General features: G+C 69.5%; 22 protein-coding genes and 1 pseudogene. 7 read left to right on the plus strand and 16 right to left on the minus strand.

Annotated elements, in window-relative coordinates; translation table 11 throughout:
* Positions 1 to 1,206 precede the first annotated feature (1,206 nt).
* The 4 genes and pseudogenes from CP975_RS36705 to CP975_RS33440 all read right to left on the minus strand — a co-directional run.
* Positions 1,207 to 2,538 (minus strand): annotated as a pseudogene (locus CP975_RS36705) (acyl-CoA reductase); the annotation flags it as partial.
* Entirely contained in the window at positions 2,535 to 3,749 is a 1,215-nt protein-coding gene (locus CP975_RS33430; RefSeq protein WP_246201714.1) for a LuxE/PaaK family acyltransferase, read from the minus strand. The gene CP975_RS33430 and the pseudogene CP975_RS36705, both read right to left, overlap by 4 nt.
* A complete protein-coding gene (locus CP975_RS33435; protein ID WP_055530894.1) occupies positions 3,746 to 4,957 on the minus strand; it encodes a GNAT family N-acetyltransferase in 1,212 nt (403 codons plus the stop codon). The genes CP975_RS33430 and CP975_RS33435 overlap by 4 nt, the downstream gene beginning before the upstream one ends.
* A gap of 77 nt (positions 4,958 to 5,034) precedes the next feature.
* Positions 5,035 to 6,294: an MFS transporter gene (locus tag CP975_RS33440; protein WP_055530892.1), complete on the minus strand. Its 1,260-nt coding sequence runs from the start codon at positions 6,292 to 6,294 to the stop codon at positions 5,035 to 5,037.
* A gap of 282 nt (positions 6,295 to 6,576) precedes the next feature.
* On the opposite strand from CP975_RS33440, the gene CP975_RS33445 reads away from it, so the two are divergent.
* On the plus strand, positions 6,577 to 7,281 hold the full coding sequence (locus CP975_RS33445) for a response regulator (protein WP_281292898.1): 705 nt from the start codon (positions 6,577 to 6,579) through the stop codon (positions 7,279 to 7,281).
* Positions 7,278 to 8,399 (plus strand): sensor histidine kinase, encoded by a 1,122-nt coding sequence (locus CP975_RS33450; protein ID WP_055530890.1) that lies wholly within the window; start codon positions 7,278 to 7,280, stop codon positions 8,397 to 8,399. The genes CP975_RS33445 and CP975_RS33450 overlap by 4 nt, the downstream gene beginning before the upstream one ends.
* A 3-nt stretch (positions 8,400 to 8,402) precedes the next feature.
* Here the strand turns inward: CP975_RS33450 and CP975_RS33455 are convergent, their stop codons facing one another.
* Together CP975_RS33455 and CP975_RS33460 are read right to left on the minus strand one after the other, a co-directional pair.
* Positions 8,403 to 9,278, minus strand: a complete 876-nt coding sequence (locus CP975_RS33455; protein ID WP_150477673.1) for a PaaX family transcriptional regulator C-terminal domain-containing protein — start codon at positions 9,276 to 9,278, stop codon at positions 8,403 to 8,405.
* The gene (locus CP975_RS33460) at positions 9,278 to 9,895 is read right to left on the minus strand and encodes a GNAT family N-acetyltransferase (protein WP_246201715.1); all 618 of its coding nucleotides are present in this window, start codon (positions 9,893 to 9,895) and stop codon (positions 9,278 to 9,280) included. The genes CP975_RS33455 and CP975_RS33460 overlap by 1 nt, the downstream gene beginning before the upstream one ends.
* A gap of 185 nt (positions 9,896 to 10,080) precedes the next feature.
* Between CP975_RS33460 and CP975_RS33465 the strand changes: the two genes are divergently transcribed.
* The gene (locus tag CP975_RS33465; protein WP_055532987.1) at positions 10,081 to 11,130 is read left to right on the plus strand and encodes an alpha/beta hydrolase family protein; all 1,050 of its coding nucleotides are present in this window, start codon (positions 10,081 to 10,083) and stop codon (positions 11,128 to 11,130) included.
* The gene (locus CP975_RS33470) at positions 11,127 to 12,491 is read left to right on the plus strand and encodes a DUF418 domain-containing protein (RefSeq protein WP_150477674.1); all 1,365 of its coding nucleotides are present in this window, start codon (positions 11,127 to 11,129) and stop codon (positions 12,489 to 12,491) included. Before CP975_RS33465 ends, CP975_RS33470 begins: the two co-directional genes overlap by 4 nt.
* On the opposite strand, the gene CP975_RS33475 is transcribed toward CP975_RS33470, so the two are convergent.
* From CP975_RS33475 to CP975_RS33485, 3 genes are all read right to left on the minus strand, one after another.
* Positions 12,400 to 13,095: a L,D-transpeptidase family protein gene (locus CP975_RS33475; RefSeq protein WP_055532966.1), complete on the minus strand. Its 696-nt coding sequence runs from the start codon at positions 13,093 to 13,095 to the stop codon at positions 12,400 to 12,402. The genes CP975_RS33470 and CP975_RS33475 overlap by 92 nt on opposite strands.
* Before the next feature lie 168 nt (positions 13,096 to 13,263).
* Positions 13,264 to 13,995: a 3-keto-5-aminohexanoate cleavage protein gene (locus tag CP975_RS33480; RefSeq protein WP_055532964.1), complete on the minus strand. Its 732-nt coding sequence runs from the start codon at positions 13,993 to 13,995 to the stop codon at positions 13,264 to 13,266.
* A 103-nt stretch (positions 13,996 to 14,098) separates the two neighbouring features.
* Entirely contained in the window at positions 14,099 to 14,398 is a 300-nt protein-coding gene (locus CP975_RS33485) for a hypothetical protein (protein ID WP_150477675.1), read from the minus strand.
* Between the two features lie 342 nt (positions 14,399 to 14,740).
* On the opposite strand from CP975_RS33485, the gene tap reads away from it, so the two are divergent.
* Both tap and tpg read left to right on the plus strand, forming a co-directional pair.
* Entirely contained in the window at positions 14,741 to 16,990 is a 2,250-nt protein-coding gene (gene tap / locus CP975_RS33490; protein ID WP_055532960.1) for a telomere-associated protein Tap, read from the plus strand.
* Between the two features lie 12 nt (positions 16,991 to 17,002).
* Positions 17,003 to 17,560 carry a telomere-protecting terminal protein Tpg gene (tpg, locus tag CP975_RS33495; protein WP_055532958.1) on the plus strand — a complete coding sequence of 186 codons (558 nt, stop codon included), beginning with the start codon at positions 17,003 to 17,005 and terminating at the stop codon, positions 17,558 to 17,560.
* 77 nt (positions 17,561 to 17,637) lie between these two features.
* Here the strand turns inward: tpg and CP975_RS33500 are convergent, their stop codons facing one another.
* The 6 genes from CP975_RS33500 to CP975_RS33525 all read right to left on the minus strand — a co-directional run bounded on the left by CP975_RS33500 (position 17,638) and on the right by CP975_RS33525 (position 24,034).
* Positions 17,638 to 18,624 (minus strand): NAD-dependent epimerase/dehydratase family protein, encoded by a 987-nt coding sequence (locus CP975_RS33500; RefSeq protein WP_055532955.1) that lies wholly within the window; start codon positions 18,622 to 18,624, stop codon positions 17,638 to 17,640.
* Positions 18,625 to 18,704: 80 nt separating this feature from the next.
* Complete coding sequence (locus tag CP975_RS33505; protein WP_246201716.1) at positions 18,705 to 20,327, minus strand: MFS transporter; 1,623 nt, start codon at positions 20,325 to 20,327, stop codon at positions 18,705 to 18,707.
* Between the two features lie 122 nt (positions 20,328 to 20,449).
* A complete protein-coding gene (locus tag CP975_RS36095; RefSeq protein ID WP_246201717.1) occupies positions 20,450 to 20,590 on the minus strand; it encodes a hypothetical protein in 141 nt (46 codons plus the stop codon).
* A 238-nt stretch (positions 20,591 to 20,828) separates the two neighbouring features.
* Complete coding sequence (locus tag CP975_RS33515; protein WP_150477677.1) at positions 20,829 to 21,302, minus strand: hypothetical protein; 474 nt, start codon at positions 21,300 to 21,302, stop codon at positions 20,829 to 20,831.
* Between the two features lie 258 nt (positions 21,303 to 21,560).
* Positions 21,561 to 22,553: an ArsR/SmtB family transcription factor gene (locus CP975_RS33520; protein ID WP_055532953.1), complete on the minus strand. Its 993-nt coding sequence runs from the start codon at positions 22,551 to 22,553 to the stop codon at positions 21,561 to 21,563.
* A gap of 167 nt (positions 22,554 to 22,720) precedes the next feature.
* A complete protein-coding gene (locus CP975_RS33525; RefSeq protein WP_150477679.1) occupies positions 22,721 to 24,034 on the minus strand; it encodes an eCIS core domain-containing protein in 1,314 nt (437 codons plus the stop codon).
* A 358-nt stretch (positions 24,035 to 24,392) separates the two neighbouring features.
* Here CP975_RS33525 and CP975_RS33530 point away from each other — a divergent pair, with 358 nt between their 5' ends.
* On the plus strand, positions 24,393 to 25,292 hold the full coding sequence (locus CP975_RS33530) for a hypothetical protein (protein WP_055532951.1): 900 nt from the start codon (positions 24,393 to 24,395) through the stop codon (positions 25,290 to 25,292).
* 36 nt (positions 25,293 to 25,328) lie between these two features.
* On the opposite strand, the gene CP975_RS36100 is transcribed toward CP975_RS33530, so the two are convergent.
* The gene (locus tag CP975_RS36100; RefSeq protein ID WP_425474300.1) at positions 25,329 to 26,612 is read right to left on the minus strand and encodes an eCIS core domain-containing protein; all 1,284 of its coding nucleotides are present in this window, start codon (positions 26,610 to 26,612) and stop codon (positions 25,329 to 25,331) included.
* Positions 26,613 to 26,982 lie beyond the last annotated feature (370 nt).

Below are 26,982 nucleotides of genomic sequence, written 5' to 3' on the forward strand. Positions count from 1 at the left end.
CGCACTGCGTTCGAAGTCCGAGGGGCTGACCGTCTCGACCGTCAGGTCCAGCAGCCTTTCGCGGGTCACCGCCTCGCGCAGCTCCGGGCTGTGGGCCAGCAGGGCCTCGGTCACTGCCCCGGGGTCGCGCACCGCTTGTTCGTCGACCCTGATGACGATGCGTTCGCGGCTCTCCGCCGGTTCCACGACCATCTGCAACTCGCCGCAGTAGCCGAGGCGTTCCGCGACGATGCGGGCCAGAACCCGGTAGTTGAGGAAGTACGTACCGGCGCGGACCACGTCTCCGGTGCGGCCGAGCAGTTCGAACCGCGGAGTGGTACGGCCGCACTCGCACGCACCCTCGACCCAGCGCCCCAAGTCCCCTTGTTCGTAGCGGGAGATGGACGGCGCGCTACGGGTGTGCGGGGTGAAGACCAGTCGGCCCGTCGCGCCGTTCTCGACCGGCCGGTCGGCGTCTGTTTCGAGGATCTCCAGGGTGAACAGGTCGTCGAACAGATGGTGGACGCTGCCCTCGGCGCTCGCGCACTGGTGGCCCATGGTCCCGAGGTCCGTGCCGCCGTACACGAAGGAGCGGAACACTTCGACACCGAAGTGTTCCTGGAGGTGCGCGCGCTGCTCGGCGCTGAAGTGCTCACCGCCGTAGAAGATCTTCTTGACGCCCCGGTACTCGCCCAGCACGTCACCGGCGTGCTGGAACAGCTGCCAGATGTACGAGGGCATAGCCATCAGGGTGTTCGCGCGGTGCCGGACGATCAACCGGGCGTCCCGCCTGTAGTCCGTGCCGGCGCAGACGGGCAGCTGGGCCGCGCCGATCTGCTCCAGCAGGCCGTGCCCGTACAGAAAGCTGGCGTACATGTCACCGGCGTAGAAGAGGTTCGCCACGCGGTCGCCGCGCACATCCAGCCCGGCGGCGACGAGCCCCTCCCCGGCGCGGCGCAACTGGGTGCGGAAGTCCGCGTACGTGTAGACGGACACCGCCGGGGTCCCGCTGCTGCCGCCGCTGGAGAGGTGGAGCTGGGCCTTGTCGGACGGGATGTGGGTGGTGAGCCGCTGGACGTCGGCCTTGGTCAGGACGGGACCCGTGGCGTCGGGCCGCTGCCGGAGCGGGGGCACGGGTTCGCCGGGGGCGCGGCGGCGCAGGTCGTCCAGGCGGGTGTCGTGGGCGAAGCGGTCGTCGAGGCGGACGCTGACGCGGCGGCTGTAGCGTTGCAGTGGATAGAGGCCGTCGTGCGGTTCACCCGGATAGCTGTCCAGCATCGAACCGACAGGGGTCACGCGCAGCGCACCGGCGGTGAACAGCGTGGACGCGAGTTCGGGGACGTCACCGCGCGCGGCGGCGAGCCCGGCCGTCTGTAGGAAGCGGCGCATGGGGCGCAGTGTCGTGACGATCCGGGTGCGGGGGAGGGGCTTCACCCACACCGTGCGGTACAGGGGTGAGGCGCGCAGCGCGCTCCGGTGGTCGACGAGGACGCGCCAGGATCCGGCGGGGCTCTCGTGGACCCGGGTGAGCCCCAGGTGTTCCTCCGATCGCGCCACCAGCACGGTCGTGGTGATCTCGGCCTGTTCCCGCGGCGTGGGGCGGGGCGGCGGCAGGGCGCCTCCCCGGCGGTCCAGGGCATCGGCGAGACGGTCGGCGAACGCGGACAGTTCCGCTCGGTCGTCGGTGTCCAGGTAGACGACCTGGGGGCTGGAGCACGCCTGTTGGTCCAGTCGGCAGACGCTGTCGGCGATGCCGTGCAGGGTCTGCTGGTCGTCCCACAGGGCGGGGGTCACGTAAGCGAAGGAGATCTTGTGGCCGAAGGCGATCAGGCGGCAGCCCTTCGGCACCTGGGCGGCCACTCCGGCTATCGCCTCCTCGCCGCCCCAGGCGGCCACCGCGTCGGCCGGGGCGCAGACGCGCTTCAGCCAGTCGGCGCGCGACGAGGGGAATCGCAGCACGATCAGACGGGCGGCGAGGCGGCCGTCGGGGTCGAGTGCGCTCAGCGCCTCCAGCAGGAGGTGGGTGAACAGCGAGTCGCTGCCGCTGACCTTGACGACGTTCATGTTGCCGGCGAGCAGGCCCTCCACGGCGCTGAAGATGCCGACGATCGGGTCGTTGCCGGCCGTGACGTGGGTCAGCAGGCCCACGGGCTGCCAGGACTCGAAGACCGGGGCGCGGAAGTCGGTCCGCGCCAGGCTCTGCGGAGCGGTGCCGCCCAGCTCCACGGAGACCTTCCGCTCCAGGCCGTCGCGGCGCAGGAAGTCGGCGATCTCGGTCAGGCTCTGCTCGGCCGCGTCGGGATCGTGACCGTGGGCCACGAGGTGCTCGGCCAGCCGCGTACGGGTGGGGTGGTCCGGCGTGCTCAGGATGCCGCTCAACCGGTCGCAGGCGGCGACGACTCGGCGGGCGGGCAGGGGCCGCGCCAGTTCGTCGGCGACCAGGACGGGAAGCTCCGCGAGGCGCTTGTCCGCTTCGGTGTCGTCGATCCAGGAGCCCTGCCAGAGATGGTCCTGGGGGCTCTGGCCCTGCTGGAGATGATCCTGCGCGATGGGGGTCATGACGCTTCCTTGAGCAGTTCCGCTGCGGCGACCGCGCAGCTGCGATTGGTAGTGGTGCCGGCGCGGCCGTGGAGTTCGAACCACGGTGTCTCCAACCCGCAGCCGCACTCCGAACCCGGGTGGATCGACACCAGGTCGCCCATGACGACGCTGTGCACCGGCACCGACGTCATGAAGGGCGCCACGCAGTGCAGATAGCCCTTCTCGCCGTAGGGCAGGGGGCGCAGTGTCCTGATGTCGCGCGCGAAGATCCGCGACCAGACCGGCGCGTGCAGGTTGTGCCGTGCGCACTCGGCGTAGGTGACACCGTGTTCCACCGCTCCGTAGCTGTCGCGGACGCGTTCGTGCGGGATGCCGAGCTGCTCTTCGACGCGGTCGTACAGTTCGTGCTTGCTGATCTGGCGGCCGGTGTGGCCCTTCCAGCCGCCTCCGAGGTAGACGAAGGAGTCCGGGCTCAGCTTCAGCGGCGGGATGCCCATGGCACGCATGCGCTCAAGGGTGAACCACAGGAACGAGGGGAACCCCAACAGCCGTACGGGCAGGCCTTGTTCCGCGTAACGCAGCAAGGCGCTCACGCAGCCGAAGGCGTCGAAGACGTGCTCGTCGCCGACCGCGCGCAGTGCGTAGGCGCGCTCGTTGACGGGGGCCAGGTCGCACAGGAAGTCGTCGGTGAAGGCGGTGCCCAGCTTGAGCCGGCCGGTCGGTTCGTAGCTGTAGAGCAGGTAGTTGGTGGGCTGGTCCGGGGTGACGAAGCCGTAGTGGTCCAGAACGAAGGCGGCCATGCGCATCACGGAACCGATCGACCAGCGGTCGAAGAACATCTGCGACTTCTGGCCGGAGGTACCGGAGGAGGTCAGGTGCATGGACACGTCTTCGGGGGCGACGGACACCACTTCGTGGGCCTTGAAGAAGTTCGCGTGGATCAGCGGGACCCGTGCCACGTCGTCCGGCGTCCGCACGGACCCTGCGTCCCGGCTCGGACGGGCGTTCCACACGCTCCGATAGAAGGACGACCTCTCCGCGTGCCAGCGACAGGTCTCGTCTAGAGCCGAGGCGAACAGCTTGTCGATGTCGGTGCCCGTGGCGTAGGGGTCGCGCAGGTCACCCAACCGCTGTACGTGAGCGAGCCGTTCGGGATCGGGGACCGAAAGGGAACCGAAGTACCTCTGGTGGGCGGGCCGTGCGGCCGGCGCGGAGGACTGGGGCATCATGCGTCCCCCCGGCTCGACCGGCCGTGCAGCTTCAAGTATGGGGTGAACCGGTCGTCCACGCAGAGCGAGCGGGTATCGGGGCGGTCGGTCGTGCGGCTGAGTACGACGTAGTCGTGCCAGACACCGTCCTTGAGGCGCATCGCCGGGTAGACGGCGCCGGCGGCGAAGCCGTACGCGAGGAACCGCTCGATCTGCCGCCGGTCGTGCAGGGGCAGCACCGCCTCGACGTACGCCGCACCGCGCTCCGCCATCGCCTGGACGACCTCGCCGAGCATTCCTTCCGGCGCTTCCGGCGCTTCCGGCGAGTCCAGGGATGAAGGGCCGCCCAGGAGGAGGCCGCTGCCCGCGGTGGGGTCGATGACCGCGAACTGCTCGTACCTGCCGTCCGACGAGGCGAGCAGGGTGTTCGGCTGGTGCAGCGCCACGCCGGTCTCTCGGGTGTGCGCCCGTGCGTAACGCCGACGGACCAGCGCCGCGTCCTGGCTCACGTCAAGCCCGGCGCCTGACCGCGAAGAGGTGCGCTCGACAGACGGCTCAGGGCGTACGCCCGTGAAGTCCGAGTTCGAGTCCGGGTCGAAGTCGAAGTCGAAGCTGACGTCAAGGCCGTGGCTTCCGGCGGCCGCCAGCAGGGCGGCGACCTCCTCGGGGACGCGGCCGAGCGCCTTGCGAGGGGCGGGAACCCCGTCGCGGTAGCGGACCAGCAGGGCGAGCGTCTCCGTCTCCCGCAGCTTGACCGCGCCGGGCAGCAGGCCCATGGGCTGGAAGCCGTGCCGCAGCAGCACGCGCTGTGCGGCAGGTGAGACACAGCGAGCGGTGGCGTACACCGAGTCCAGCCGCCCCAGCGGGCCGAAGGCCGAGGCGACCAGGGCATCCAGCAGCAGGCCCGCGATGCCCTCGCCGCCACGGTCGGGATGGACGGCGATTCCCTCGACCTTGCCGATGCGCGCGACGGGGTCGGTGCGCAGCAGCCCCGATCCGACCACGGCGCCGGTCGCCACGTCACGGGCGACCCACCACTGCACGGCGGCATCGGTCAGGGCGGCGGTCATCGCCTGCGGGTCCGTGCCCAGGCGCAGCGGGTACGCGTCGCCGTACACCGTGCGGTACAGACGCAGCAGGACGGTCACGTCGTCGAGCGCCGCGGAGTCGATCAGGACGGTGTGCGAGAAGGGGCGAGCGAGGTGTGGACGCTCGACGGTGGCGGTCAAGGTGTGTCCCTTCGGTGCGGGGTGCGAGATGCGAGGTGGGGAATCAAGAGGCAGGGGGCGGGTTTTCGGAGAGTGGTTCAGACAGTGGTACGGAGGTGGGTGCCGCGGCGGCTGCGGAACGCGAGGACGGCGGCGATCGGCAGCAGTCCGGCGGACTGGACCAGGAAGAGGCTCTGCGGGGAGAGCAGGTCGCCGGCCAGCCCGAAGACGAAGGCGGCGACGGGAAAGCCCGCTCCGAGGAGCGCCAGCATCGCGGAGAAGAACACCGGCTTCGCGGCGGTGGGCACAGCGCGCTGGAAGGCGGCGACGAAGACCACGTTCACGGCGCCCACGGACCAGCCGGCCACAGCCAGGCACACCAGAAGTGCGGTCCGGTCGGGCACGATGCCGGGGACGACGGTGGCCGCCCCGAAGAGCGCCACGCATCCTCCGCCGACGGGTCCCGGGTGCCCGGGAAGCCGCTTGCCGGTGAAGACGCCGACGAGCATGCCCAGCCACAGCGCGCCCTCCAGCAGGCCGAGCGTCAAGGCCGGCGCGTGGAGCACGTTCTTCGTGTACAGGGGGAGGACGACGAACGTGGCGGTGATGAAGAAGTTGGCCGCGGTGAAGCAGACCAGTGCCAGCTTGATGAAGGGCAGCCCGGACAGGAGCCGCCAGGCCTGGCCGATCCCGGACGAGACCTCCTCCTGTGCCTCGCCGCCGAGCGGATGGAAGCGGACGGTGCGCAGACAGACGGCGGCGCCCAGGTAGGCGATCGCGCCGGCCCCCACCACTCCGGTCGGACCGATCAGCTCGACCAGGACCGCGCCGAGCAGGGCACTGGCCATGCCCACCAGAGAGAAGCTCGCCTGCTCGAACGCGGTGGCGTCCTCGATGTCGCGATCCTGGACCAGTTCCGGTATGGCCTTGGTCAGGCACGGGTCGAACAGCGCCTGGCAGGCGGCCAGACCGAACATGACGGGACAGACGGCAAGCGTGGGCATTCCGGCCGGTGCGGCGAAGCCCGCAAGCGTCACCGTGAGGACCACCCCGCCCAGCGCGGCGCCACTCAGCACGCTCCGGCTGCGGTGTCGGGCGATCACACGTGCGATGACCGGCGCGAGCACCACAGGAGGAAGCGCCGCGGACATCAGGAAGAGCCCCGAGGCCAGCCCGCGATCCCCCGCGGCCACCTGGCCCATGAGCCACCACAAGGCACCCATCTGGTACATACGCGTCGCGCTCTGGCTCAGCAGCTGAGCGGCCCAGACGCGGGCGAAACCGCCGTTGCGGACGATCAGCGGCGTTCGCTCGTGACCGGTGTCCTCGATGGGGGGAGCGGTGAGCTGGCAGGCCATCGGTGTGCTCCTTTGCTTGACGCTGAGCTGAGCTGAGCTGAGCTGAGCTGAGCTGAGCTGACCTGAGTGGAGGGGAGAGCTGAGCGGGCGGAAAGGAAACGGTGAAAGGGGACGCTGGGCGGTTCCGTTTGCTGTGCGTTCCTTGTGCAACCACCCTCGCCCGCTGCCCCCGGGCGCAGGATCCGCCCGCCGTCGGGAGTCGCCCCGCCGATCGGCGGGGCGCGGGTGCCGCCCCCCCGCTCACCGCAGGCGCCGCACCTGGCCGCGGCTTACGGTTGGCACGTGGGACAACCAGGGCATGAGGGGACGATCCGGGTGGTCGTCGTCGATGACGAACAGCTCGTGCGTTCCGGTCTGCGGATGATCCTGGCGGCGGCGCCGGACATCGAGGTGGTGGGTGACTGCGGTGGCGGCCAGGCCGTGGACACGGTTCTCGCGCACCGCCCCGACGTGGTGATGCTGGACATCCGGATGCCGGACGTGGACGGGCTGACCGTGCTCAGGCGCCTCAAGTCGACACTGGGCGACAAGGCTCCGGCCGTCACCATGCTCACGACGTTCGACGCGGACGAATACCTGATCAGCGCCCTGTGCGACGGTGCGTCCGGATTCCTGCTCAAAGACACCGAACCGGAGCAGCTCGCCCGGGCGGTCCGGGTCCTGGCCGCGGGGGGACAGACCCTGGACCCGTGGGTCACCCGCACCATCGTCGGGGGGTTCGTGGAGGGCGCCGACGGCGCCCAGACCGCCAAGTGCGCCCTGAAGCAGCTGACCGACCGCGAACGCGAGGTGCTCTCGCTCGTCGCGCGGGGACTGTCGAACGCCGAGATCGCCCAGCACATGCACCTGGCCCACGGCACCGTGAAGGACCACGTCAGCGCGATCCTCGGCAAACTCGGCGGGCTCAACCGGGTCCAGGCCGCGGTGCTGGCCGTGCGGGCGGGCCTGGCCGGCTGCGACCCCGCGGGCTCTCAGGAACCGCTGTGAGGAACCGGCTGTCCGAACAGCACAGACGCCTGCTGTTCCTGCTTCTGCCAGTGGCCCTCGCCCTCGTCGACACCATCGTGTCGATCGGCCCGCTGGGGTCCTCGCCGGCGGAGGTGATGATCGGTCTGGCAGGTGGCTTCGCGCTGCTGGCGCGCCGACGGGCGCCGATGGCGGTCTTCCTGGCCATCGTGCCCGGTGCATACCTGGGCACCGGCTGGTTCGCCGCCATGGTCGCTCTCTACACCGTGGCTCGTCGGCACTCCGACCGCCGTCTGCTGATCTCCTGCGCTCTGCTCGTCGCCGTTGCCCACTACCTGCCCTATCCCCTCGGCGTACTGGCGGAACAAGGGTGGGAGAACTTGAACGCCGAGAACGCCGTACTCATATCCCTGGTCCCGGTCGCACTCGGTCGCGCCGTCGCCATGCACGCGGAACTCGCCACGCGCCTGCGCGAACTGACCGAGAGCCGAGCCCGGGAACACCAGCTGGCGGCGAGGCAGGTGCTGGCCACGGAGCGGGCAAGGCTGGGCCGGGAGATGCACGACGTCGTCGCCCACCAAGTGAGTCTCATCAGCCTTCAGGCGGGCGCACTGCGCGTGAGCAGCGCCGACCCCGCCGTCAGGGAAGCCGCGGACGCCATCCGGACGTTGTCCGTGCGCACCCTGGAAGAACTGCGGCACATGGTCGGTCTTCTCAAGGCCGCGGGCGGAGACGGCGAGCTGACCCCTCAACCCCTCCTGACCGACCTGCCCCGGCTCATCGACGAAAGCGGGCTCGACATCGACGCCGATATCGAGGCGACGGCGTGTGGCACATGCCCCGACGCCGTGGAGCGGGCCGCCTTCCGCATCGTCCAGGAGGCTCTGACCAACGTACGCAAGCACGCGCCCGGCGCGAAGGTCTGGGTGAGCCTTCAGGACCAGGGCCATCAGTTGTTCGTAGAGGTTCGCAACGGCCCCGCCTCCGACGGCGCGGAGCCCTTGGGGCTGCCGAGCGGAGGTCACGGGTTGGTCGGCCTGCACGAGCGCGTCCACCTTCTGGGCGGCAGCATCGCGACCACGGCGCGCGCGGACGGCGGCTTCCTGGTCAGCGCGATCCTGCCGATCAGCGGGCCCTGACCCTCAGGTAAGGCGCTCGGGGACAGAGGCGAACAGGTCCTCGTACTGGACGAAGAGGCGCGGGACAGGGGCCCCGGCAGGGGCGTGGGCGCCGGTCTCGGAGAGCGCGGTCCAGCACGCGGCCGTGAGCCTGCGGGCGTGGGCCCCGGGCCAGGGCCGGGGGAGCAGCTCGGGGGGCAGGAGGGGATCCGGTTCCATGGCGTGGCTGAAGGCCGCGGCGAGCTGGATGAACATGGCCAGCTGCTCGGGCCCGGTGGGGCCGTCCGGCCTCGCGAGACGGTCGAGGTACACCTGGGCGAGACCGGCGAGGCGGTCGTGGCGCGCGGCGATGTCGCCCAAGGGCCAGAGGGCTGCCGCCAGGGCGGGCGGGTGATCGAGGCCCCCGACGCGCAGGTCGGTGCTGGTGAGGCAGGTGACCGCGTGGGCGACGTCGAGGTGGCGGGCCTGCGCCTCGACGAGTTCCTCGATGGGGTTCGCGCTGACGTAGAGGCCGCTTTGGACCGGGGCGGCGCCGAGGTGGCGCAAGGTGTCGCGGAGGGTGTCGCGGGAGGTCCTGTTCGACTCGGGGATGGCGAAGGCGAACAGGTGCCAGACACCGTCCCAGGCCGCGAGGCCGTGGTCCTGGCGGTAGGCGTGGCGGACGTAGGCGACGTCAGGGGTGATCGAGCCGGTGAAGTCGGCGACGGCCTTCAACAGAGCCTTGCGGCCACGTCCTTGGTGGGTGAAGCGGCCCTCGGCGACGAGCCGCTTGATGCAGAGGCGGACCTGTTGGTCGGTCATGCCCAGAAGTCCGGCGACGGCGTACAGCTCACCGGAGTCGACGGTGCCGTCCTCGCGGACCAGGGCGTGGACGAGTAGTCGGGTGGGAACGGTGCTCATCAAGCCTCCTGGCGGTTCGTCGTCATGCCCGGCGCGATGGGCCGGTGCATGGTCGTCACGGCGCCGAACCCCATCAGTTTGCGCAGGTAGGGGGTCTTCTCCGTGTGTACGGGGAGGAAGCCGTGGCGTTCGTACAGGGCGCGGGCGCGCGGGTTGACGTCGATCACGTCGAGACGGACCCGCCGACAGGAGTGATCGGCGGCCACGCCCGCGATCTCGCGCAGCAGGAGGCCGCCGATGCCTTTGCCGCGGTGCTCAGGGGCGACGGCGATGCCGTCCATCACGAGTTCGCCCTCGGCGGGGCGCCGTTCCATCAGGGCGAGAAGAGCCAGGCGGGGCAGTCCGCGCAAGGTCCCGTAGGCGGCCAGGATGTCGCCCGCGCCGCCGCCTATCAGGGCGCGTTCGGCGAGTTGGTAGCCGGCCACCCCCGCCACCTCGCCGTCGACGAGGGCGGCCACACCGCGGTCGTGGTGGAGATGGGACGCGAGGAAGGCGCGGGCCTTGTCCGGTGGGTTCATGGCGGCCCCGAGCTTCCGCCCGAAAGCCTCCCAGTACAGGGCGGCCACGCGCGTCTCGCTGCCCTTCGGGATGCCCCTGCGTATCTCCGGGCCATCCACGCTCGTCGGGCCATCCACACTCTCCGGCCTGTGTCCCCTCGGCGGGGTGTCCATCGGCTCCATCGGCATTCCCTCCGCACGGCGGGCCGGGGCGCCCACCCTTGCACTATCGACCTTACTACGCTCATTCTAAGTACGAACGTATCAGAAACGATAGATTTTTTGGGGGAGAGATGAACCGACTGATGACTCCGCTTGTGCGGCGCCGACGGCGCGCCCTGACGTGGTCGCTGGTCGCGGTACTGCTGGTGGGTGCGGGGACCGTCGGTGTCGCGATCTGGCAGAACACCTACGCGCTGCGGGAGGAGCGCATCACCGTGCGCCACGACGGTCGGCAACTGGACGGAGTCCTGGCCCGGCCGCAGAAGGGCAACGGCCCCTTCGGACTGGTGGTCCTCGTCCACGGCGACGGGCCTGTCGACGCCACGCACGACACCTTCTACCGGCCCCTGTGGGAGTCGTTCGCCAAGGCCGGCTACGCCTCGCTCTCCCTGAGCAAGCCCGGCGTCGGAGCCTCCGAGGGGAACTGGCAGAACCAGAGCATGGACGATCGCGCGGACGAAACCCTCGCCGCGATCACCTGGGCCCGCACCCGCCCCGACATCGACGGCAGGCGCGTCGGCCTGTGGGGAGCCAGCCAGGCCGGGTGGGTGCTGCCCAAGGTCGCGGCCCGCGACCGCGCCGTCCGGTTCGTCATCGCGGTCTCACCGGCCGTCGACTGGCAACGGCAAGGGCGCTACAACCTCCTCGCCGAACTGCGCCGGGACGGCGCCACCCAGGACGAGACGCGAAAGGCGCTGCGACGGCGCGAGACGACCCTGCGCCTGCTGCGGCAGGGCGCGACCTTCGAGCAGTACCGCACCGCGGTCCCCGACAACGACGGCATGACCGCCGAACGCTGGCGGTTCATCACCAAGAACTACCGCTCCAACGCGAGCGAGGACCTGCGCGCCATGCGCGGCACACCCACGCTCCTGGTGCTGGCCGGGCACGACACCAACGTCGACGTCGCCGACACCGAGGCCGCCTACCGCCGCATCCTGCCGCCCGCCTCCCTGACGGTGCGGCACTACCCCGACGCCACCCACTCGCTGGTCGACAACGCCGTCGAGAACTCCGAGCCGCGCCTCACCCTGACCGCCGTCTTCGCCCCCCGGCGCCTGTACGCCGTCGGATTCCTCGCCCACCAGCGCGACTTCGTCGAGCAAATCACCGACCGCAAGGGGACCGAGTGACCACCGCGACCACCGCACCCCCGCCCCGAGCGGCCGGCGGACGCCTCGCCCACGTCGACGCCCTGCGCGGGTTCGCCCTGCTGGGCATCCTCGTCGTCAACATCGGCTATCTGGCCTCCGCCTACCACGGCACGGGCCTGGAGGACCCCGGCTTCACCTCGCCGCTCGACAACGCGGTCCGATGGTTCGTCACGGTGTTCTTCGAGGCCAAGTTCTTCCTGTTGTTCTCGTTCCTGTTCGGCTACAGCTTCACCCTCCAGCTCTCCTCCGCCGAACGGCACGGCGCACGTTTCGCCTCCCGCTTCCTGCGGCGCCTGGCCGGCCTGTTCGTCCTCGGTGCCCTGCACGCGGTCCTGCTGTTCCCCGGGGACATCCTCACCACGTACGCGGTACTCGGCCTGATCCTCCTGGCCGCCCGTCACCTGCGGCCCCGTACCGCCGTGTACACCGCCGCCGCCCTCTTCGTCCTCACCGCCGTCGCGTACGCCGTACTCGCGCTCTCCGCCCATGCGGCGGGCGGCTCCGGAGTGGACCCGGCCACGGCGGCCGGTGCCGAAAGGGCCACCGAGGCGCTGCGCGGCGGCCCGGCATCAGTGGTCGCCGCCCACCTGGAGCAGCTTCCCGACGTGCTGATCCTGCTCGTCCTCTTCCAGGCACCGGCCGCCCTGGCAGCGTTCCTTCTCGGCCTCGCGGCGGGAAGGCGCCAGGCCCTCGGGGACATCGCCCGCCATCGCGGGACGCTGGGGTCGCTCCAGTGGGCGGGCTTCACGCTGGGGCTGTTCGGCGGTGTCGTCTACGCCCACGCGAGTCTGGAGCACCCGGGCAGTCCGTACCAGATCCTCGCCATGGGCATCGACGTCGTCACCGCCCCGCTGCTGGCCGCCGCCTACGCCGCGACGGTCCTCAGGCTCGCCCGCGGCCGGTACGCGGACCGGCTGATCGCGCTGCTCGCCCCGGCGGGCCGCATGACCCTGACCAACTACCTCGCCCAGTCCCTCGTCTGCGCCCTGCTGTTCACCGGCTACGGCCTGGCCCTGGTCGGCGATGTCCCGCCTTTGGCTGTCCTGGCCATCGCCCTCGTGCTCTTCACGGCGCAGGCGGCCGCGAGCCGCTGGTGGCTGCGTCGGCACCACTACGGCCCGCTGGAATGGCTGCTGCGCGCCTGGACCACCCTGACCTGGTCACCCCTGCGCTTACCAGCGGCTCACAACAGAACGCCGCGCCCCGGTCCGCTTCCAGAACGGCGTGGGGCGCGGCGGTCGCCGCGGATCAGGTGCCGGGCTTGCGGCCGTAGACGAAGACCTCGTCGCCCTTGCGCAGCATGTCCCAGTACTTCACGGCGTCCTTCTTCGTCATGTTGACGCAGCCGTGGGAGCCCGGCGGGGACCAGACGCTGATGCCGACCGAGTGGAACGCCTGACCGCCGTCGAAGAACTGGCTGTAGGGCATCGGCACGTCGTACAGGCTCGACACATGGTCGATGTCCCGCCAGTAGACCTTCTTCAGCCCCGTACGGGTCTCGTGGCCGTCGCGGCCGGTGCGCACCGGGACCGGGCCGTACTTGAGGTCCTTGCCGTCCTGGATCCAGCTGAGCTGGAGCGTCAGGTCGACACAGGCGATCCGCCCCTTGTTGGTCGGGCACTTGCCCGCCTTGTTGGGGTTGTCGCCCACCGCCTTCTGCTTGTTCATGAGGTTCATGACGCCCCAGGTGACGCTGCCCGCGTACCCGGCGTTCGGGGTGATCTTGTGCTTGGTCTGGAAGGCCTTGATGGCCTTGCAGTCGGCCGCCGACTGCTTGCCGTCCACCGGGCGGCCGAGGAACTTCTCGACCTGCTTCTGATACGGCCCGGTCTGCGTCGAGCACGACGCGGCCTGAGCGCTGCCGGTGCCGAGCGCCACGGTGAGCGGGGCCACCAACACGGTGATCCCCAGGGCGACGGCTCCTCGTCTGCGTATGTCCCCCACAGCTGTCTGCTCCTCATTCGTCATTCGTCCGCGGTTCGGACTCCACCTGCTAGACGGCACGGCCCCGGGGTTCGTTGTAGGGCGAATTGACACAGGTGTGTAACAGGGGGTGTTTTGTCGCCGGGACGCGGGACGGACGAGGCGCGTAGGCCTGTGTGGAGTCGGGCATCAGAACTCCCCGGATGCCTGCTGGATGATCTCTTGTGCCGCCTGGACGAGATCGGCGTTGCTCTCGGCCGGTGTGCCGTCGGGTAGTTGGAGTACGTCTTCCAGGCCGATCCGCGTGTCCAGTCGGCGTGCGGCCGCCAACCCGAGGATGGGCCAGGCGGCGTCGTCCTCCCCGTGCAGGAGGATCCGCGAGGTGGTGACTGGGCGGAGTTCGTCGAGCAGGTCGGCCGCGGCACGGATCGCGGTCTGTGGGCTGGTGTCGGTGATCTCGGCAAGGACGCGCAGGACGCGGTGGGATGCGGGCCAGTTGAGGAAACGCCGTGCCGCGAGGGTTCCGGAGTAGATGCCGGCTTCGATGCCGATGCCTCGGTCCAGCAGGGCGGTGGCGACTTCGGCGGCGCCCTCCTCATGCCAGTTCACGGAGGCGTGATCTGGCAGCACAGTCCAGGCTCGGACCTGCGCCGCGCGTGCTCCGGGGTCCGGTGTGGCCCAAGCGCCGGTGGTGACACCGACGGGGATGCCTGGAACGGCGGCCCGTACCGCTCTGAGGGCCGCGGCGACGGCAGCGGGGTCCAGAGTGTCCGCGCCGTCGCGGTCCTTGGGGTGGAGATGGATGTCCTGGGCGCCGGCGGCGACGGCTGTACGGGCTGCCGCCGCCAGCTCCTGTGGGGTCACGGGAAGGTGAGCGCATTCGGTACGGCCTCTGGCGCCGTTCAGACAGACTTGCAGCATGGAGTGATCTTCTCAGCCGGGTCTGTCATGCGGAGACTGCTTCGGGCTCACTGGTCCCGCGGGCCGCCAGCCCTTTGACCTGCGACGTCAAGGTGGCGGAAGCTCACTGCATGACGCGGACACTCCATCCTCTGGGGAAGAAGCCGTTGCTGGCCGGCCCCACTATGCCGATCACGTTGCCTGCGCATGCCGGCTGGTCGTAGACCACCACCGGTGAGTTGGTGTAGTTGTGCACGATGAGATTGAGCGCGCCGCCGGTATGGCACGACCACCGGGCGGGGTCGGTGAAGACACGTCCGTTCAGGTCCAAATTCCCGACTGCGGCGTTGGCCGACTGGGTAAGTCCGAGCGTGAGCAGAGCGCTCCCGCCGAGCACGCCGAGTGCGCGCGTGAGACGACGCAAGGCGACCTCCCTGATCCTGAGATTTCGGCCCGCTCACCCGCCGGTTCGATCTGAACCCTCGGGGCGGCGCCTTGAACGGCCCGAACGGTAAGGACGAGAGCGTCCCAGCCGCCAGGGGCTTTCCCCACTCTGGGACGGTGGAACGGCGAAACCGCCTTCGACCAGCGACGATACGCGCCGCCTGGAACGCCGATACGGGATGGCCCGTCCCGGACAGCCGATACCGCCGTGTCCCCGGAGTCGAACTGAGCTGCGAGGGCAGTGGACCCTCGAACGCGTTTCGTACGCCAAATGTGCGCCAGGCGTACGGTCCCTGGATAGGGTGTGGCTCAGGAGGCATTCATGTCTGAGTTGTTCGACGCGGTCGACGCGCTTGTCGCGTCCCGCTCTTCGCTGCCGTCGGCGGAGGAGCGCAAGCGGCTGCGGGTCGCGCACGGCCTGACGCTGGACGAAGTCGCGGCCGCGTTGAAGGTGCGGCGGGCCACGGTGTCGGGCTGGGAGTCGGCGAAGAAGCCGACCGAGCCCCGAGGCCCGGAGCGTGAGGCGTACGCACGACTGCTGCGGCAGCTCGCGGAGCTCTACCCCGCCGACGCAGTCGTACCCGCCCAGGACACCACGGCCCCGGCCACCGCCGCGCCCGGCCCGACGGGATCGCGGACGCTGCCCGCGGACCTCGCGCCCGCCGACGCGGACATGACCGCGACCGAGTACGCCCGGACCAGCTCCGCCCCCGACGCCTCTGCTGTGGCGGCCGCGTCGCGTCCGGCCCGCACCACCAGACCGTCGTCGACACCGTCGCGGCGTCCGGGCGCGAAGAAGGGGGCCCCTGCCGTCGCCTCGGCCGCCACCCCGGCGGCCATCACCGACCCACGGTTCGAGAACGGTCCGCTGGCAGTCGTCGATGTCGAGGACGGGCAGGCGCTGGCGTACTGCACCGGCGGCCTCGTCCTGGACGTACCCGCCAAGTCGATCCCGGCCCTGGTGGACTGGACACTCAAGGAGGCGAAGCTCGGACAGCCGAAGCTGTCCGGTCCGGGCAAGGACGCCGACCCGCTGCTCGTGCTCACCGAAGCCGCGCTGAAGCGCTACGGCCTCCCGGCCACGCTCACGGAGGAGGAGCGGCTCGCCGGCCGCCTGCCGGACAGCCACAAGGTCATCAGGCAACTGGCCCGCGCGGAGTGGAAGCTGACCAAGCGCGGCTTCGGCCCCTGGGCGCGGATCTACCGCCCCGCCACCGGCTCGGAGCGCGCCTGCGTCCAGCTGTGCATCCCGTCCTGGAACGCGCTCGACACCCGGCACTGGGCCGAGGCCGGACAGCTCCCCCCGGCCGAACTCGCCCGCGTCCTGGGCGTATACGCGTCCCGGGTCATGACCCCGCGGGGCTCGACCGCCGTGACCGGCCTGGAGCTGATGACCGCGCTGCACCCGCCGACCCGCGCCTCCGAGCCGGACGCGAAGGGCAAGCGCCACTCCGAGCACAACCCCGGCAGCCTGGGCAAGGACCCGGTGGACTGCGCGCCGTGCGAGGCCCCCGACGGACATCCGCTGCTCAAGGACCTGCCGCGCTTCCACATCCGAGGCCCGGCGGAGAAGCTGTTCGAGGAGGCGTACGACTGGGCGCGCCCGATGACCGATGACGAGTGCACCCTGCGGCACCTGGTCGGCATCGACGTCAACATGGCCTTCGCCGCGGGCGCCAACGGCCTGCCCGTCGGCCTCGGAGCGCCCACGTACGTCACGAACCCGGTGTTCGACCCGAAGCTGCCCGGCAGTTGGCTCGTCGACCTCTCCCACGTCGACCTGTCGAGGGTGAAGGCCGGCAAGGAGTGGGTGGAACTGGACGGGACGCTGCTGCCCAACCCGTTCACGCCGAAGGGCGAGCGCCCCGAGGGCCCGGCCTGGTACGCGACGCCCACCGTCGCGTACGCCGTGGAGCTGGGCTACGAGGTCCACCCTGTGGAGGCGTACGTCCGGTACGACAACGGCCGCTACCTGGACGGTTGGTACAACCGGCTGCGCGACGCCTACCTCGCCACGATGGCCGACCTCGGGGTCGGCGCCGACCTCGCCCCGGCCGACTTCCTCGCGGCGATGGACGACTACCGCAGCCGCGACCCTGAGCTGGCGATCGTCGTCTCGGCGATCAAGGCGACGGTGAAGGGCGGTCTGGGCAAGCTCCGCGAGCGCCCGCGCGGTGAGGGCTGGCGCCCCGGCGAGCCGTGGCGCGCCCTGTCCCGTCCGACGTGGCGGCCGGACATCCGCGCGGCGGTCATCTCCCGCACCCGCGTCAACCTCCACCGCAAGATCGTCAAGCACGCGGCGTTCACCGGGCAGTATCCGGTCGCGATCCTCTCCGACTGCGTCGTCTACGCGGCAGGCGGCACCGGCCCGCTGGACTTCCTGCCCTACCGGGACGGCAAACCGCTGCCCGGCGGCTTCAGACTCGGCATCAACCCCGGCCTGGTCAAACACGAGGGCACCCAGTCCGTGCTGTGGGGTGAGGAGGTCCGCGAGCGGTTCAACGCCCCGGAGCTCAACCTCGCCCGGTACATCAAGGACGGCACCGTCACCGACGTCGACAACGGAGAGTAGGAGAAGGCGACGATGAGCCTGTTCGGGGACGGCCTGGAAGCCGCGGTGCAGAAGGCGCTCACACGTCCGGCGCCCAAGAACGCGGGCCCGCAGATGCGGTACCTGGTCAAGCAGCTCAAGGGCACGAAGGCGGTCGCGGAACTGCTCGGCGTGTCCCAGCGGCAGGTGGAGCGGTACGTGGCGGGCAAGGCCAGGAAGCCGCGCCCGGATCTCGCCTCGCGCCTGGAGCGCGAGGTGAAGAAGCGGTGGCAGCCGCAGATCCGGGCCAGGGCCCGCGAGAGGGCGGCGTCCACGGACGGCATCGTCATCGACACCCGCGCCCGCATGGGCTACACCGCGCCGATCGGGTCGACGGACCAGGACCGCATCCGCCACCTGACCGTCGCCCTGCCGCCGCAGCACGCCGCCCGCCTCTTCGAGGCCCAGGAGGCCGGCGCAAGCGACCGCGAACTCAAGGAGATCACGGCCGAAGCGCTCAGGGAGGTGTACTTCCAGGACGGAGGCCGCCGCGCCGGCAGCCTGGAGGAGGTGCGTTTCACGGACGTGGAGCACCTGGAGTTCGAGCTGTAGCAGCGGCGACCCGAACGGCACGGGAGCCGCGTACGACTTGGCGCTTCGTCAGGCCAGTGGCCCCGCGGCGCCTCTCCTCACCCCAATGCTTCGAGGAGTTGGCGTTCGCGTTCGACACTCAGGCCGGCCCGTCGTGGCCGGTCAAGACCCGCTTCCCGCTCCCAGGCCAAGGTCTGTTCCAGCAGCTCCGTCAGGGGACGGTGCCGCAGGCCGGCCGCCGTCGCCGCAGCGCCGTCGCGGGCACAGAAGCCGGCCCAGTCCGGGTCGGCCACCCACAGCGCGAGCGACTCCGGCCCCATGGCCTGCACCACCTTCTGCCCGAGCAGCCAGTCGTCGTCCGCCTCCACCACCGGCCCGGTGTGCCCGCCGATCTCCCGCGACAGGGCGACCCACTCCCCGAAGGGCACGATCGGGCCGACCGCGTTGTACGTTCCGGTCGTCCCCTTCTCCGCACAGTCGAGCAGCCAGGCCGCGAGGTCACGCGCGTCGATGACCTGCGTCGGACTGTCCGGTGAGGCCGGCACCAGCAGCGGGGCCAGCGGCTCGCGGGCCGCGCGGGCGACCCAGTACCCGGATCGGCCGCTGTGGTCCCCGGGGCCGCCGATCAGCCCCGCACGCGCAATGAGAAGCCGGTCTCCCACCGCGGCTGCCGCAGCCTCCTCGCAGGCCACCTTGGCCTGCCCGAACTCGTCGCGGCCGGCCGTATCCCCCTCGGTCGCCGGGAGCAGCTGCGCCGACTCGTCCGCGTGCGCCTGCGCGTGCGAGGCATAGGCGCTGACCGACGACACGTACGACCAGTGGCGCGCCCGCTCGCCGAGCGCCGCCAGCGCCGCGCGGACGAAGCCTGGTTGCGAGGACACCTCGACCACGGCGTCCCAGTCCCGGCCCGCCACACTTTCGTACGCCGACGGCTCGTTCCTGTCAGCTACGACCAGCGCGGCGCCCTCGGCTGTCCCGCCGCTCTCCCCGCGGGCCAGGCAGGTCACCTGATGCCCGCGTTCCAGTGCCTGCCGCGCGACCTCGCGGCCCACCCATGCCGTTCCACCCAATACCAAGACGTTCATGACGCTCACTCAACATCAACTGTGAGCCGGTGCGTCACCGCTTCGCCGAGGGCGTAGCGGTCCTGGGTAAGCGGTCACTCTCAGACGGAGCTGCGGGCATCTTCGCGTTCCGGTTCCGGTGTCGGATCCTTCTTCCTTCCGACAGCAGGCAAGGCAATCAGCAGTACAACCGATCCGAGAAGTGCGATGACCGCGATCCAGCCCGCCCCGACGTGCATGGCGTGGATGAACGCGTCGTCAGCAGCCCGAGCGAGAGCGGGCCGGTGGGCCGCGGTGGCGACATGGCGGGCCTGTTCGGCTGAGACTCGCGCCTGGTCCTGCACCGGGCCGGGCGCGCCCTCCAGTGACGGCTCGATCGCACGTCGGTACATGATCGACATGATCGTGCCGCCTACTGCGATTCCCATCACGCTGCCGGTCTGCCGCACGGTGTTGGTGACGGCCGATCCCGCACCGGCCTGGTCCAACGGCAGGTCACTGATCAATGCGGCCGTAACGGGCCCGATCACCATGCCGACCGACAACCCCTGTAGCAACAACAGGACCTCGATCCAGACGAGCGGAGTCTGGAGCCCGAGGAACCCGTACCCGCCCATGGTCAGCGCAGCCACGGTGAGCGCGGGCACGGTGACAAGGCGCAGCGGCAGGCGGCGTACCAGGCGCGAGGCGATGGGTGCCCCCGCGAGCGCGCCCAATGCGGTCGGGATATTGGCCAACCCCGCCTCCATCGGCGAAAATCCGAGCGCGCCTTGCAGGTAAAACGCGTTATAGAAGGTGATGGCGGCCACGCCGAAGAGCAGCAATCCGAGCGCCACATTGCCGCCACTGAATGCGCGTTGTGCGAACAGTCGCGGATCGAAGCTGGGCACCTTGACGCGCAGTTCGACGAGTACGAAGACGGTTAGCAGAACCAGACCGACAACGATCGGCGCCCAGACGTCGGTACGAGTCCACACCGTCACCTGTCCCGCCCGGATCAGCCCGTAGGCCAGCGCCACGAGCCCACTGATCGAAAGCAGCATTCCAGCGGGGTCCAGTGGCCGCAGGGTGGGGCTGCGGAAATTCGGAACCAGTACGGTGAGCCCGACCAACGCCAATACCGCGACCGGGACATTGATGAGAAATACGGAACCCCACCAGAAATGGTCGAGCAGGAACCCGGCCAGCACCGGGCCGGCAGCCATTCCGACACCGGCCGACGTCGAGAAGATGCCGATCGCGGCAGCCCGCGCGGGGCCGGTGAAGGTCCACATAAGAATGGCCATCATGGCGGGCGTGATCAGCGCACTGCCCACCCCCATCGCGGCTCGGGCTGCGATCAGCTGGCCCGCACCGCTTGCGTACGCCGCCCACAGCGAGGAGCCGGCGAAGACGACCAGCCCGCTGGAGAACACAGTCCGGTGACCGAACCGATCGCCCAACGCGCCCGCGGTGAACATCAAAGTGGCGAAGGCCAGGGTGTACGAACCGGTCGCCCATTGCAGCTGACCGGGATCGGCCCCCAGCCCACGGGCCGGGTCCGCGAGGGTCTCCAGCGTGGTGCTCAGGACGGTATTGTCCAGCCAAATAAGCAGCGAACACGACATAAGAACGGCGAGAATCAACTGCTGCCTCAACCTCGGCAACGTTGGAGGCGTGGTCATGAATACCTTCGGATATCGATCGGCGGGAACCTGAACGACTGGACCATAGGTAAACTCCACGACGCCGTCAAGCTTAGATTTTCTTGTCTTTACTGTTGCGACCGAACGGCCTGTATGCCCTCTGTCGGATTTGCGGACCGAACAATTTTGTGCCCTCTGACCGATTTGCGAGTCGCGGAAATTCATGACTCCCGGGTTTGCGATTGGACGTATTTCATGCCCTCGGGAAACCGCGTGATCGCGGCGCTCGCTGCCAATCCGAGCGTGACACCGACGGCGGCGGCGATGGTCAGCGCCGCGACCCCCGGCCCGAAGGCGAGCATCGCCAGACAGAGCACTGGCAGCCGCCGAAGGGGCGTGGGCGGCTGTCGTCTCACGCCAGGCGGGATCAAGAAGAACCGTGTGACGCGCCGGACGACCGCGTACTTCCGCATGGCTCGGCCGAGCGCGATAACACGACAGCGGTGATGGCCCCGTTGATCCCGGGACCATCACCACACCCCCGAACAACGCCCGCTTCGTGACCGGGCGTGCCGTTTCGCCGTTTCGAAGAACTCAGGTTCAGACCTTCGGTGATATGCCGAGGCCCACATTGTTGGCGGCCCCTGACGAGTCCACCGCGGCGCTCTGGGACATGGTTCGTCCGAAGCACACCGACCACGAGTTCGGCCCGACCCCTGAGGACGAGCACACCCAGGAGCCCAGCCGGGCGGATGAGGTGTACAGGTCCATCGATGCCTTGACGGAGTAGAGGCTGGTTCGGTTGTTACGCACGATCACCGCGGCCTGGACGGCGCCCCCACCCGGCGACCTGATCGCGCATACCTGCGCGGCCACACTGGCGGCGATCGCTTTGGTACCGGCGCAACGCCACGTACTGGGGCTGGAGGTGATCGGGTTTGTGTTTCCGTAAGCACGCCAGGTGCCGCTGTCGGCGGCTGCGGCGGCTGCGGCGGGTCCGGCGGTCGCCAGACTCAGCCCGAGAACTGCGGTGATGATGGCTGTCGATCCTGTGACCATCCGTGCGAATCGCATGTGATTCCCTTCCGGTTCTTCTCTGGAAGCTCTCGCCGTCACCAGATGACCAGGCGATCTGAGCGCCCCGCAGTACGAGCAGTACGAGCAGTACGAGCGGGACTACCACCCGGCCGGGCGGCACACGGATGCACCGCCCGACACGAGTTCGTTTCGACCCCGGCCACGCCGAACGCCATGAATGCTCCGGGCTGCCGGGACGTGCGGCTACGCCCTTAAGCCGTGGCTTAAGGGCCCACGGCCACCCTGCGCGGGGCGCTATCGGTTCCCGTCCAGCAACTCCCGGCCCAGGACGGTGGCCATGTGCAGTACGGAACCACCGCGCCGGCTGGTGGTGATGAGGCGCGCTTCGCGCAACGCCTTGGTGTGCTGACTGACGGCCGCCAGGGATACACCGAGTCGCGCGGCCAGTTCGGTGGTGTTGCAACCGTCGGCGGCGACGCGCAGCGCGGCGGCCCGGGTACGGCCGAGCAGGGTGCCCAGGGGATCGTCGGTCATGGGGCCCTCGGGATGCCACAGCGCAGCGCCGGTGGCCGGGTCGGTCACCGCGGGCACGGTGAGCCGCGGCACCGACGCGTCGTCGTACGGGTCGTACAGGAGGCTGAACGCACGCCAGGTGAACAGAGTCGGTACCAGGACCAGCCCTCTGCCGTTCAGATGAACCTCGACGGGGCGGGGGTAGCGAATCTCCAGCACGGGCGGGCGCCAACGCACCAGCGGCGGGCTCAGAGACGCCAGCAGCGCGTCGACTCCCCCTTCGAGGAACGTGCGGGCGTACTGCGCCCGTACGACGTCCAACTGGGGCCGGGACGCCGCCCAGTACGGCGCTACGGCCACTCGGTGGCAAGCCACGAGGCCCGCCGCCAGCAACCGCCGGGCTTCGCCGTCCCCGTCGGCGACGGCTCGCGCCCACGGCATGTGGGCGGGGCGGACCGCGACGGGCTCCAGCTCGCGGCGCACCTGGGTGCGCGGCGCCCGCAGCAGAGCCTCCACGGCGTGGTCGATGTCGGGTGAGTCGCCGGCCAGCGCCAGCAGGTCGAGACCCGGGCCTCGACCCGGCAGCAGTGCGGTGAGGGGCTCGGCGTCCTCGCCCAACTGGCCGGCCACGGTGGCGCGCCACCGTTGAAAGGGCAACGGGAGGGAACGCCTGCACAGCATCTCCAGGCTGTAATACGTCTCCGCGGCGGCCCCGATGGTACTGGCCACCCGGGTGCGGGCGAGATCCTCCGCGGTGAAATAGATCCGCAGCACCACAGACTCCCGTCACGGAGCGGGGGACACCCCCAGACGCGGTGCCGGTCCCCGGCCGCCACCTCCGTGGCGACCGTGGCATTGTCGGACGGGGCGAGCGGGTTCTGGAACGCGCTTTCCGGACCTTTGACCGTGCGGCGTTCCAAGGCTTCGGGTTCGGCGCCCCCTTACTGAGCCACCGGGCAATTCATGAAGCTGTCGAACAAAGTGTGGACGTCGGCCTCGGTCCAATCTGCCGGATGGTCCCGCAGATGTTCGAACCTCTGGTACAGGAACTCCCAATCTCGGAAATCGGGCCCCGCTGTCGAGTAAGGGAGGTCGAGTCCCGCATTGGCCTGGACGTCACGGAGATAACGTACGATCTGCCCGGTATCGTTCATATTCATCACTGCGTCGTAGTACGGCCTCGCGAGCTGCGCCTGACGGAGTGCCTCGAATCCGTGGTACTGGTTGACTGCATCGAACGCGGCTTGACCGACCAGCCCTCTATTGCCGATCTCATTGATCCGTGCCGTCATGTGATGGGACAGCATGCCGATTGCACTGTTGTCCGGACCGTCGCCGGGCCAGAGGTTGTTGATGTTGTTGTTCATCGAATCCAGCATCGACTGCACATCGGCCACGGTTCGGAGTTGGAAATGGTTGGCCGCGTTCCCGCTGTGCGCGGTCCACCAGTTGGCCAGCGCATCCTTCATGAGGGCGTGGTCGATCACATGTCGTCGATGCTGGCCCGGGGTGACGGCGACGATTTGCTTGGTGGAGGAGGAGAAAGCCCTGCGATCCAACACGCGTTGAATCGGGAGGTCTTGACGCTCCCGCGCCCCTCCGGAGGAGTGACCGGCGGACATGCCCTGTTCCCCGGCCGCCACTGCCTGAAAGGTTTCCCCCACGTCCGCCCGCTGTAGTGCTCGTGTGGCGTTGGCTTCCGCTTCGCGTTCGAACCGGTCGGACGGGTCCGAGACCTTCAACCCCGAGCCGTTAACGGTGCCGGCGACAGGCCCGGAGCGTTGTTGTATGACATGGGTCAACTCGTGGGCGAGGGTGTGCTTGTCGCCACCGCCTTCGCCGATGATGACGTGGTTGCCGGACGTGTAGGCACGGGCGCCGACTTCGGCGGCGGACGCCTTGGCGGCCGAGTCGTTGTGGATGCGGACGTCGGAGAAGTCCGCGCCGAGGCGTGCTTCCATGTCGGCGCGGGTGGCGTCGTCCATGGCACGCCCGGGGGATCGCAGGACGTCGTGAACGGCGGACCGCTGCACCGCAGGCTGTCCGTTCTGCTGATGCCCACACCCGGCGCTGTGCTGATGCTGATCCTGGGCCCAGGAATGGCCGGCCTGGCGGAGCAGTTGTACGACGGCGGCGTTGCCGGCCGTCGCCTGTAGGCCCGGCAGACCGTGCGGCCGCGAGGGCGAGGACGACTTGCGGGCTGGAGTACGGCCGCCGTCGGCCCTCGTGCCCGAGGGGTTCTCGTGATCGTGCAAGGGGTCTTCCTTTGGTGCGAGTTCGTCGACTCCCTCTGCATACGCTGCGGGGGACCGCTGATGCCAGGTACGGCCGGGCAGTGACGGCTGGCCGGAGGGGCAGGGCCCACGGGGTATCGCGGTGTACGGTCATGAAGTGCGTTGACGCCGCGACGTTCAGGGGGCCTTCATGTCTTCCACCCCACCTCCCTCGTTACCACCTCCGGGGAACGAGCCGCCGAGAAGCGGTTCACCTTCGACCGAGCCGTCCTCGCCTGATCCAGGGCCGACTCGCGTAGGCACTCGGTCTGCCGCGTCCGGTGACAGGGACGGGGACGGCAACGCCCGGCCGAACACGGCCTGGCAGTGGACGCTCAGGGTGTTCGCGGTGATCGGCGCTATTGGCGTCCTCGTCTCGTCGGCTGTCGCGATCTGGGGACTTCCCGCGGCCGTACAGAGTTCGGATGTCGCGAAGAGGGCCGAGGCCCGTGAGCGGAACAAGGACAAGCAGGACGACGCGAAGGAGGAACGCCTCACGGTCGGCCCCGCGATCGACATCGCGGCTGGGGATCCGAACCTCCATTTCAGCCGCCGGTTCGCGCTCGCTCAGCGCACCACGAATGCGGACAGTCTTCCGGACGGCGGCTTCCTGTCGCACAAGTACTGGGCCTGGTTCGCGAAGAACAAGGGCCTGCGAGTCAATGAAGCAACGGTCCGCGTCACCATCTTTCCCATCCACCGGGGCACGGTGGTGATCCAGAACATGCGGATCACCAACCTCTCCTGCCGGCCCACGCGCTACACCGGTACTGCTGTGGTTCCCCCCAACTTCGGAGACAGCGGAGGCGAGGCGCTCCCCACGGCAGTCGCCTTCGACCTTACGGAACCCATTCCGAGGCCGTGGAAGAACGAAGGCCTGATGTCTGCCGACGGCGCGTGGAAACTCTCTGGAAACGCCTTCGCCAAGGCCATCTACCTCGATGGGGGCGAAGATTTCGACGCCAGGGCGTTCGACCTCTCCTTCTTCACCAAGGACAAGGACTGTGAGTTCGGTGTCGAGGTGAACGTCACGACCGCCGGGCGGGGCGACGAGTGGTACCCCGTGATCTTTCCCGGGCGACGGTTTACCTACAAGGTGGCTGGACGCCCGGAACGGTACGAGACTTCCGTAATCAGCGAAAGTGTGGAGAAGCCACCTGTTCTCAGGGGCCCACGCACCCCAATGGAGCCGCCAACCCTACGGAAAGGCACGTTCTTGCCGGCTCACGGTCGCACCTGAACGCTGTCGGGACATGCCGGGGGCTGCCGAGGGCCTTTACGTGATCACAGGAGGAAAGCCCGCAGGTGCTGCTACCGGGCTGACCGCCTGGGTCGCCCTGTCCATCTGCACATAGCTCGCCGTGTACTCGACCCCTTGCGGTACGAAGTACTCCAGTTCAGCAGGGTTGGTCGACATCTGGCCGTAGGTACGGACATGGAAGGTGACGCCGTACCAGAAGGGTGAGCCTGCGTTGTTCTGCGCGTGGCGTGTGCACGCGAGCAGCATCAATTTGAGAGGCTCCTCAAACCTGCGGTTGAAGTTCTGGTTCGTGCTGTTGGTCATGGGCGTCAGATTGATCGAGACTCCGTGGCCGCCCAGGTTGTCGTTCCACAGGTGCCCCTTGATCCAGCCGTCGCCGTCCCTCTGGTTGAGCTCGTTGACGATCGTGCATTCGGCGGGCGCTGGACGAGAACCCCCGTAGGTGTTCCCAGGCGCGTTGACACTCGGCCCCAAGGTGACCGAGACACTCGACCCACCCGTGCGGGTCAGTGGCCCGCCGTAGGGGTTCATGGGACCGAAAGCAGGAGCGCCCCACACCGGCGAGTGCCTGTCCCAGGCGGGGAGCGGCAGATTCCCGGTGGCGCCTCGCGTGGCGACCCGCTGCACCCGGACTTCCCCGGTGGCGGGCGCCCTGCTCGACCGGTCTTCCTCCACTGGCGACTCGCGCTGTACGGGACTGCTCATCGCACGGGTGGCGTTGGCCTCGGCCTCTCGCTCGAACCGGTCACCCGGATCGGAGACGCGCAGCCCCGCGCCGTTGTCCGTGCCCGCCACGGGGCCTTGACGTTGCTGGATGACGTGGGTGAGTTCGTGGGCGAGGGTGTGCTTGTCACTGCCACCGTCGCCGATGACGACATGGCTGCCGGAGGTGTAGGCGCGGGCGCCCACCTCGGCGGCCGACGCCTTCGCGGCACTGCCGGTGTGCAGGCGGACGTCCGAGAAGTCCGCACCGAGGCGGGTTTCCATGTCGGTGCGGGTGGCCTCGTCCAGGGGCTGTCCGCCACTGCGGAGGACATCGTGGACGGCGGACCTCTGTACGGCCGGCTCGGCTTGCTGGTGTCCGCAGCCCGCACCGTGCTGGTGCTGTTCCTGCGCCCCGAGGTGGCCTGCCTGGCGGAGCATCTGAACAGCCGCGGCGTTCCCAGCGGTGCGCTGCAGTGCCGCGAGCGCCTGGGCGGACGTGCTCCCGGCGGCCGCACCTGTTGACGCCTGGGTGCGGTCCGGTGGCCGGCTGGGCTTCTTCTCGTCGGCGGGTCGGGGGTTTTCGCGGGGGCGCATGGAGGCCTTCCGGGGAGCGGACTCGGGATCCTCCCTGCATACGTGGCATGCGGCTCGCCGCGCCAGGTACTGAGGGGCAGTGTTCAGTGGCTGAACAGGCAAGGGGGCGGGTCGAGATATCCGAGGTCCTGGCACCAACTTCCCTGGGGTACAGTAGATCTTGAGCTGGTCACCGCAACACGCGGTAGCTGGCGATGCGTCGGTGGTCCAAGGAAAGACGCCCCGCTTCCTGCGGGGAAATGCAGGTGCAAGGCCTGCCCGGCGCTCGATACGGGGCCCGTACGCGCACAGCGCGTACGGGCCCTTTGCGTTCCCGGACAACCGGCAGCGTGCCGGACGAGCGCTCGCGTGCCGGACGAGCAGTCCGAGG

Origin of the sequence: Streptomyces alboniger, assembly GCF_008704395.1 — a bacterium.
Classification (GTDB): Bacteria; Actinomycetota; Actinomycetes; order Streptomycetales; family Streptomycetaceae; genus Streptomyces; species Streptomyces alboniger.

Bases quoted from the DNA above. Each gene is read 5' to 3' on its own strand.
- CP975_RS33440 (WP_055530892.1), bottom strand. From the start codon at position 6,294: ATGGCCTGCCAGCTCACCGCTCCCCCCATCGAGGACACCGGTCACGAG.
- CP975_RS33500 (WP_055532955.1), bottom strand. From the start codon at position 18,624: ATGAACGTCTTGGTATTGGGTGGAACGGCATGGGTGGGCCGCGAGGTC.
- CP975_RS33480 (WP_055532964.1), bottom strand. From the start codon at position 13,995: ATGCTGCAAGTCTGTCTGAACGGCGCCAGAGGCCGTACCGAATGCGCT.
- CP975_RS36095 (WP_246201717.1), bottom strand. From the start codon at position 20,590: ATGCTCGCCTTCGGGCCGGGGGTCGCGGCGCTGACCATCGCCGCCGCC.
- tpg (WP_055532958.1), top strand. From the start codon at position 17,003: ATGAGCCTGTTCGGGGACGGCCTGGAAGCCGCGGTGCAGAAGGCGCTC.
- CP975_RS33455 (WP_150477673.1), bottom strand. From the start codon at position 9,278: ATGAGCACCGTTCCCACCCGACTACTCGTCCACGCCCTGGTCCGCGAG.
- CP975_RS33465 (WP_055532987.1), top strand. From the start codon at position 10,081: ATGACTCCGCTTGTGCGGCGCCGACGGCGCGCCCTGACGTGGTCGCTG.
- CP975_RS33515 (WP_150477677.1), bottom strand. From the start codon at position 21,302: ATGCGATTCGCACGGATGGTCACAGGATCGACAGCCATCATCACCGCA.
- tap (WP_055532960.1), top strand. From the start codon at position 14,741: ATGTCTGAGTTGTTCGACGCGGTCGACGCGCTTGTCGCGTCCCGCTCT.
- CP975_RS33430 (WP_246201714.1), bottom strand. From the start codon at position 3,749: ATGATGCCCCAGTCCTCCGCGCCGGCCGCACGGCCCGCCCACCAGAGG.
- CP975_RS36100 (WP_425474300.1), bottom strand. From the start codon at position 26,612: ATGCGCCCCCGCGAAAACCCCCGACCCGCCGACGAGAAGAAGCCCAGC.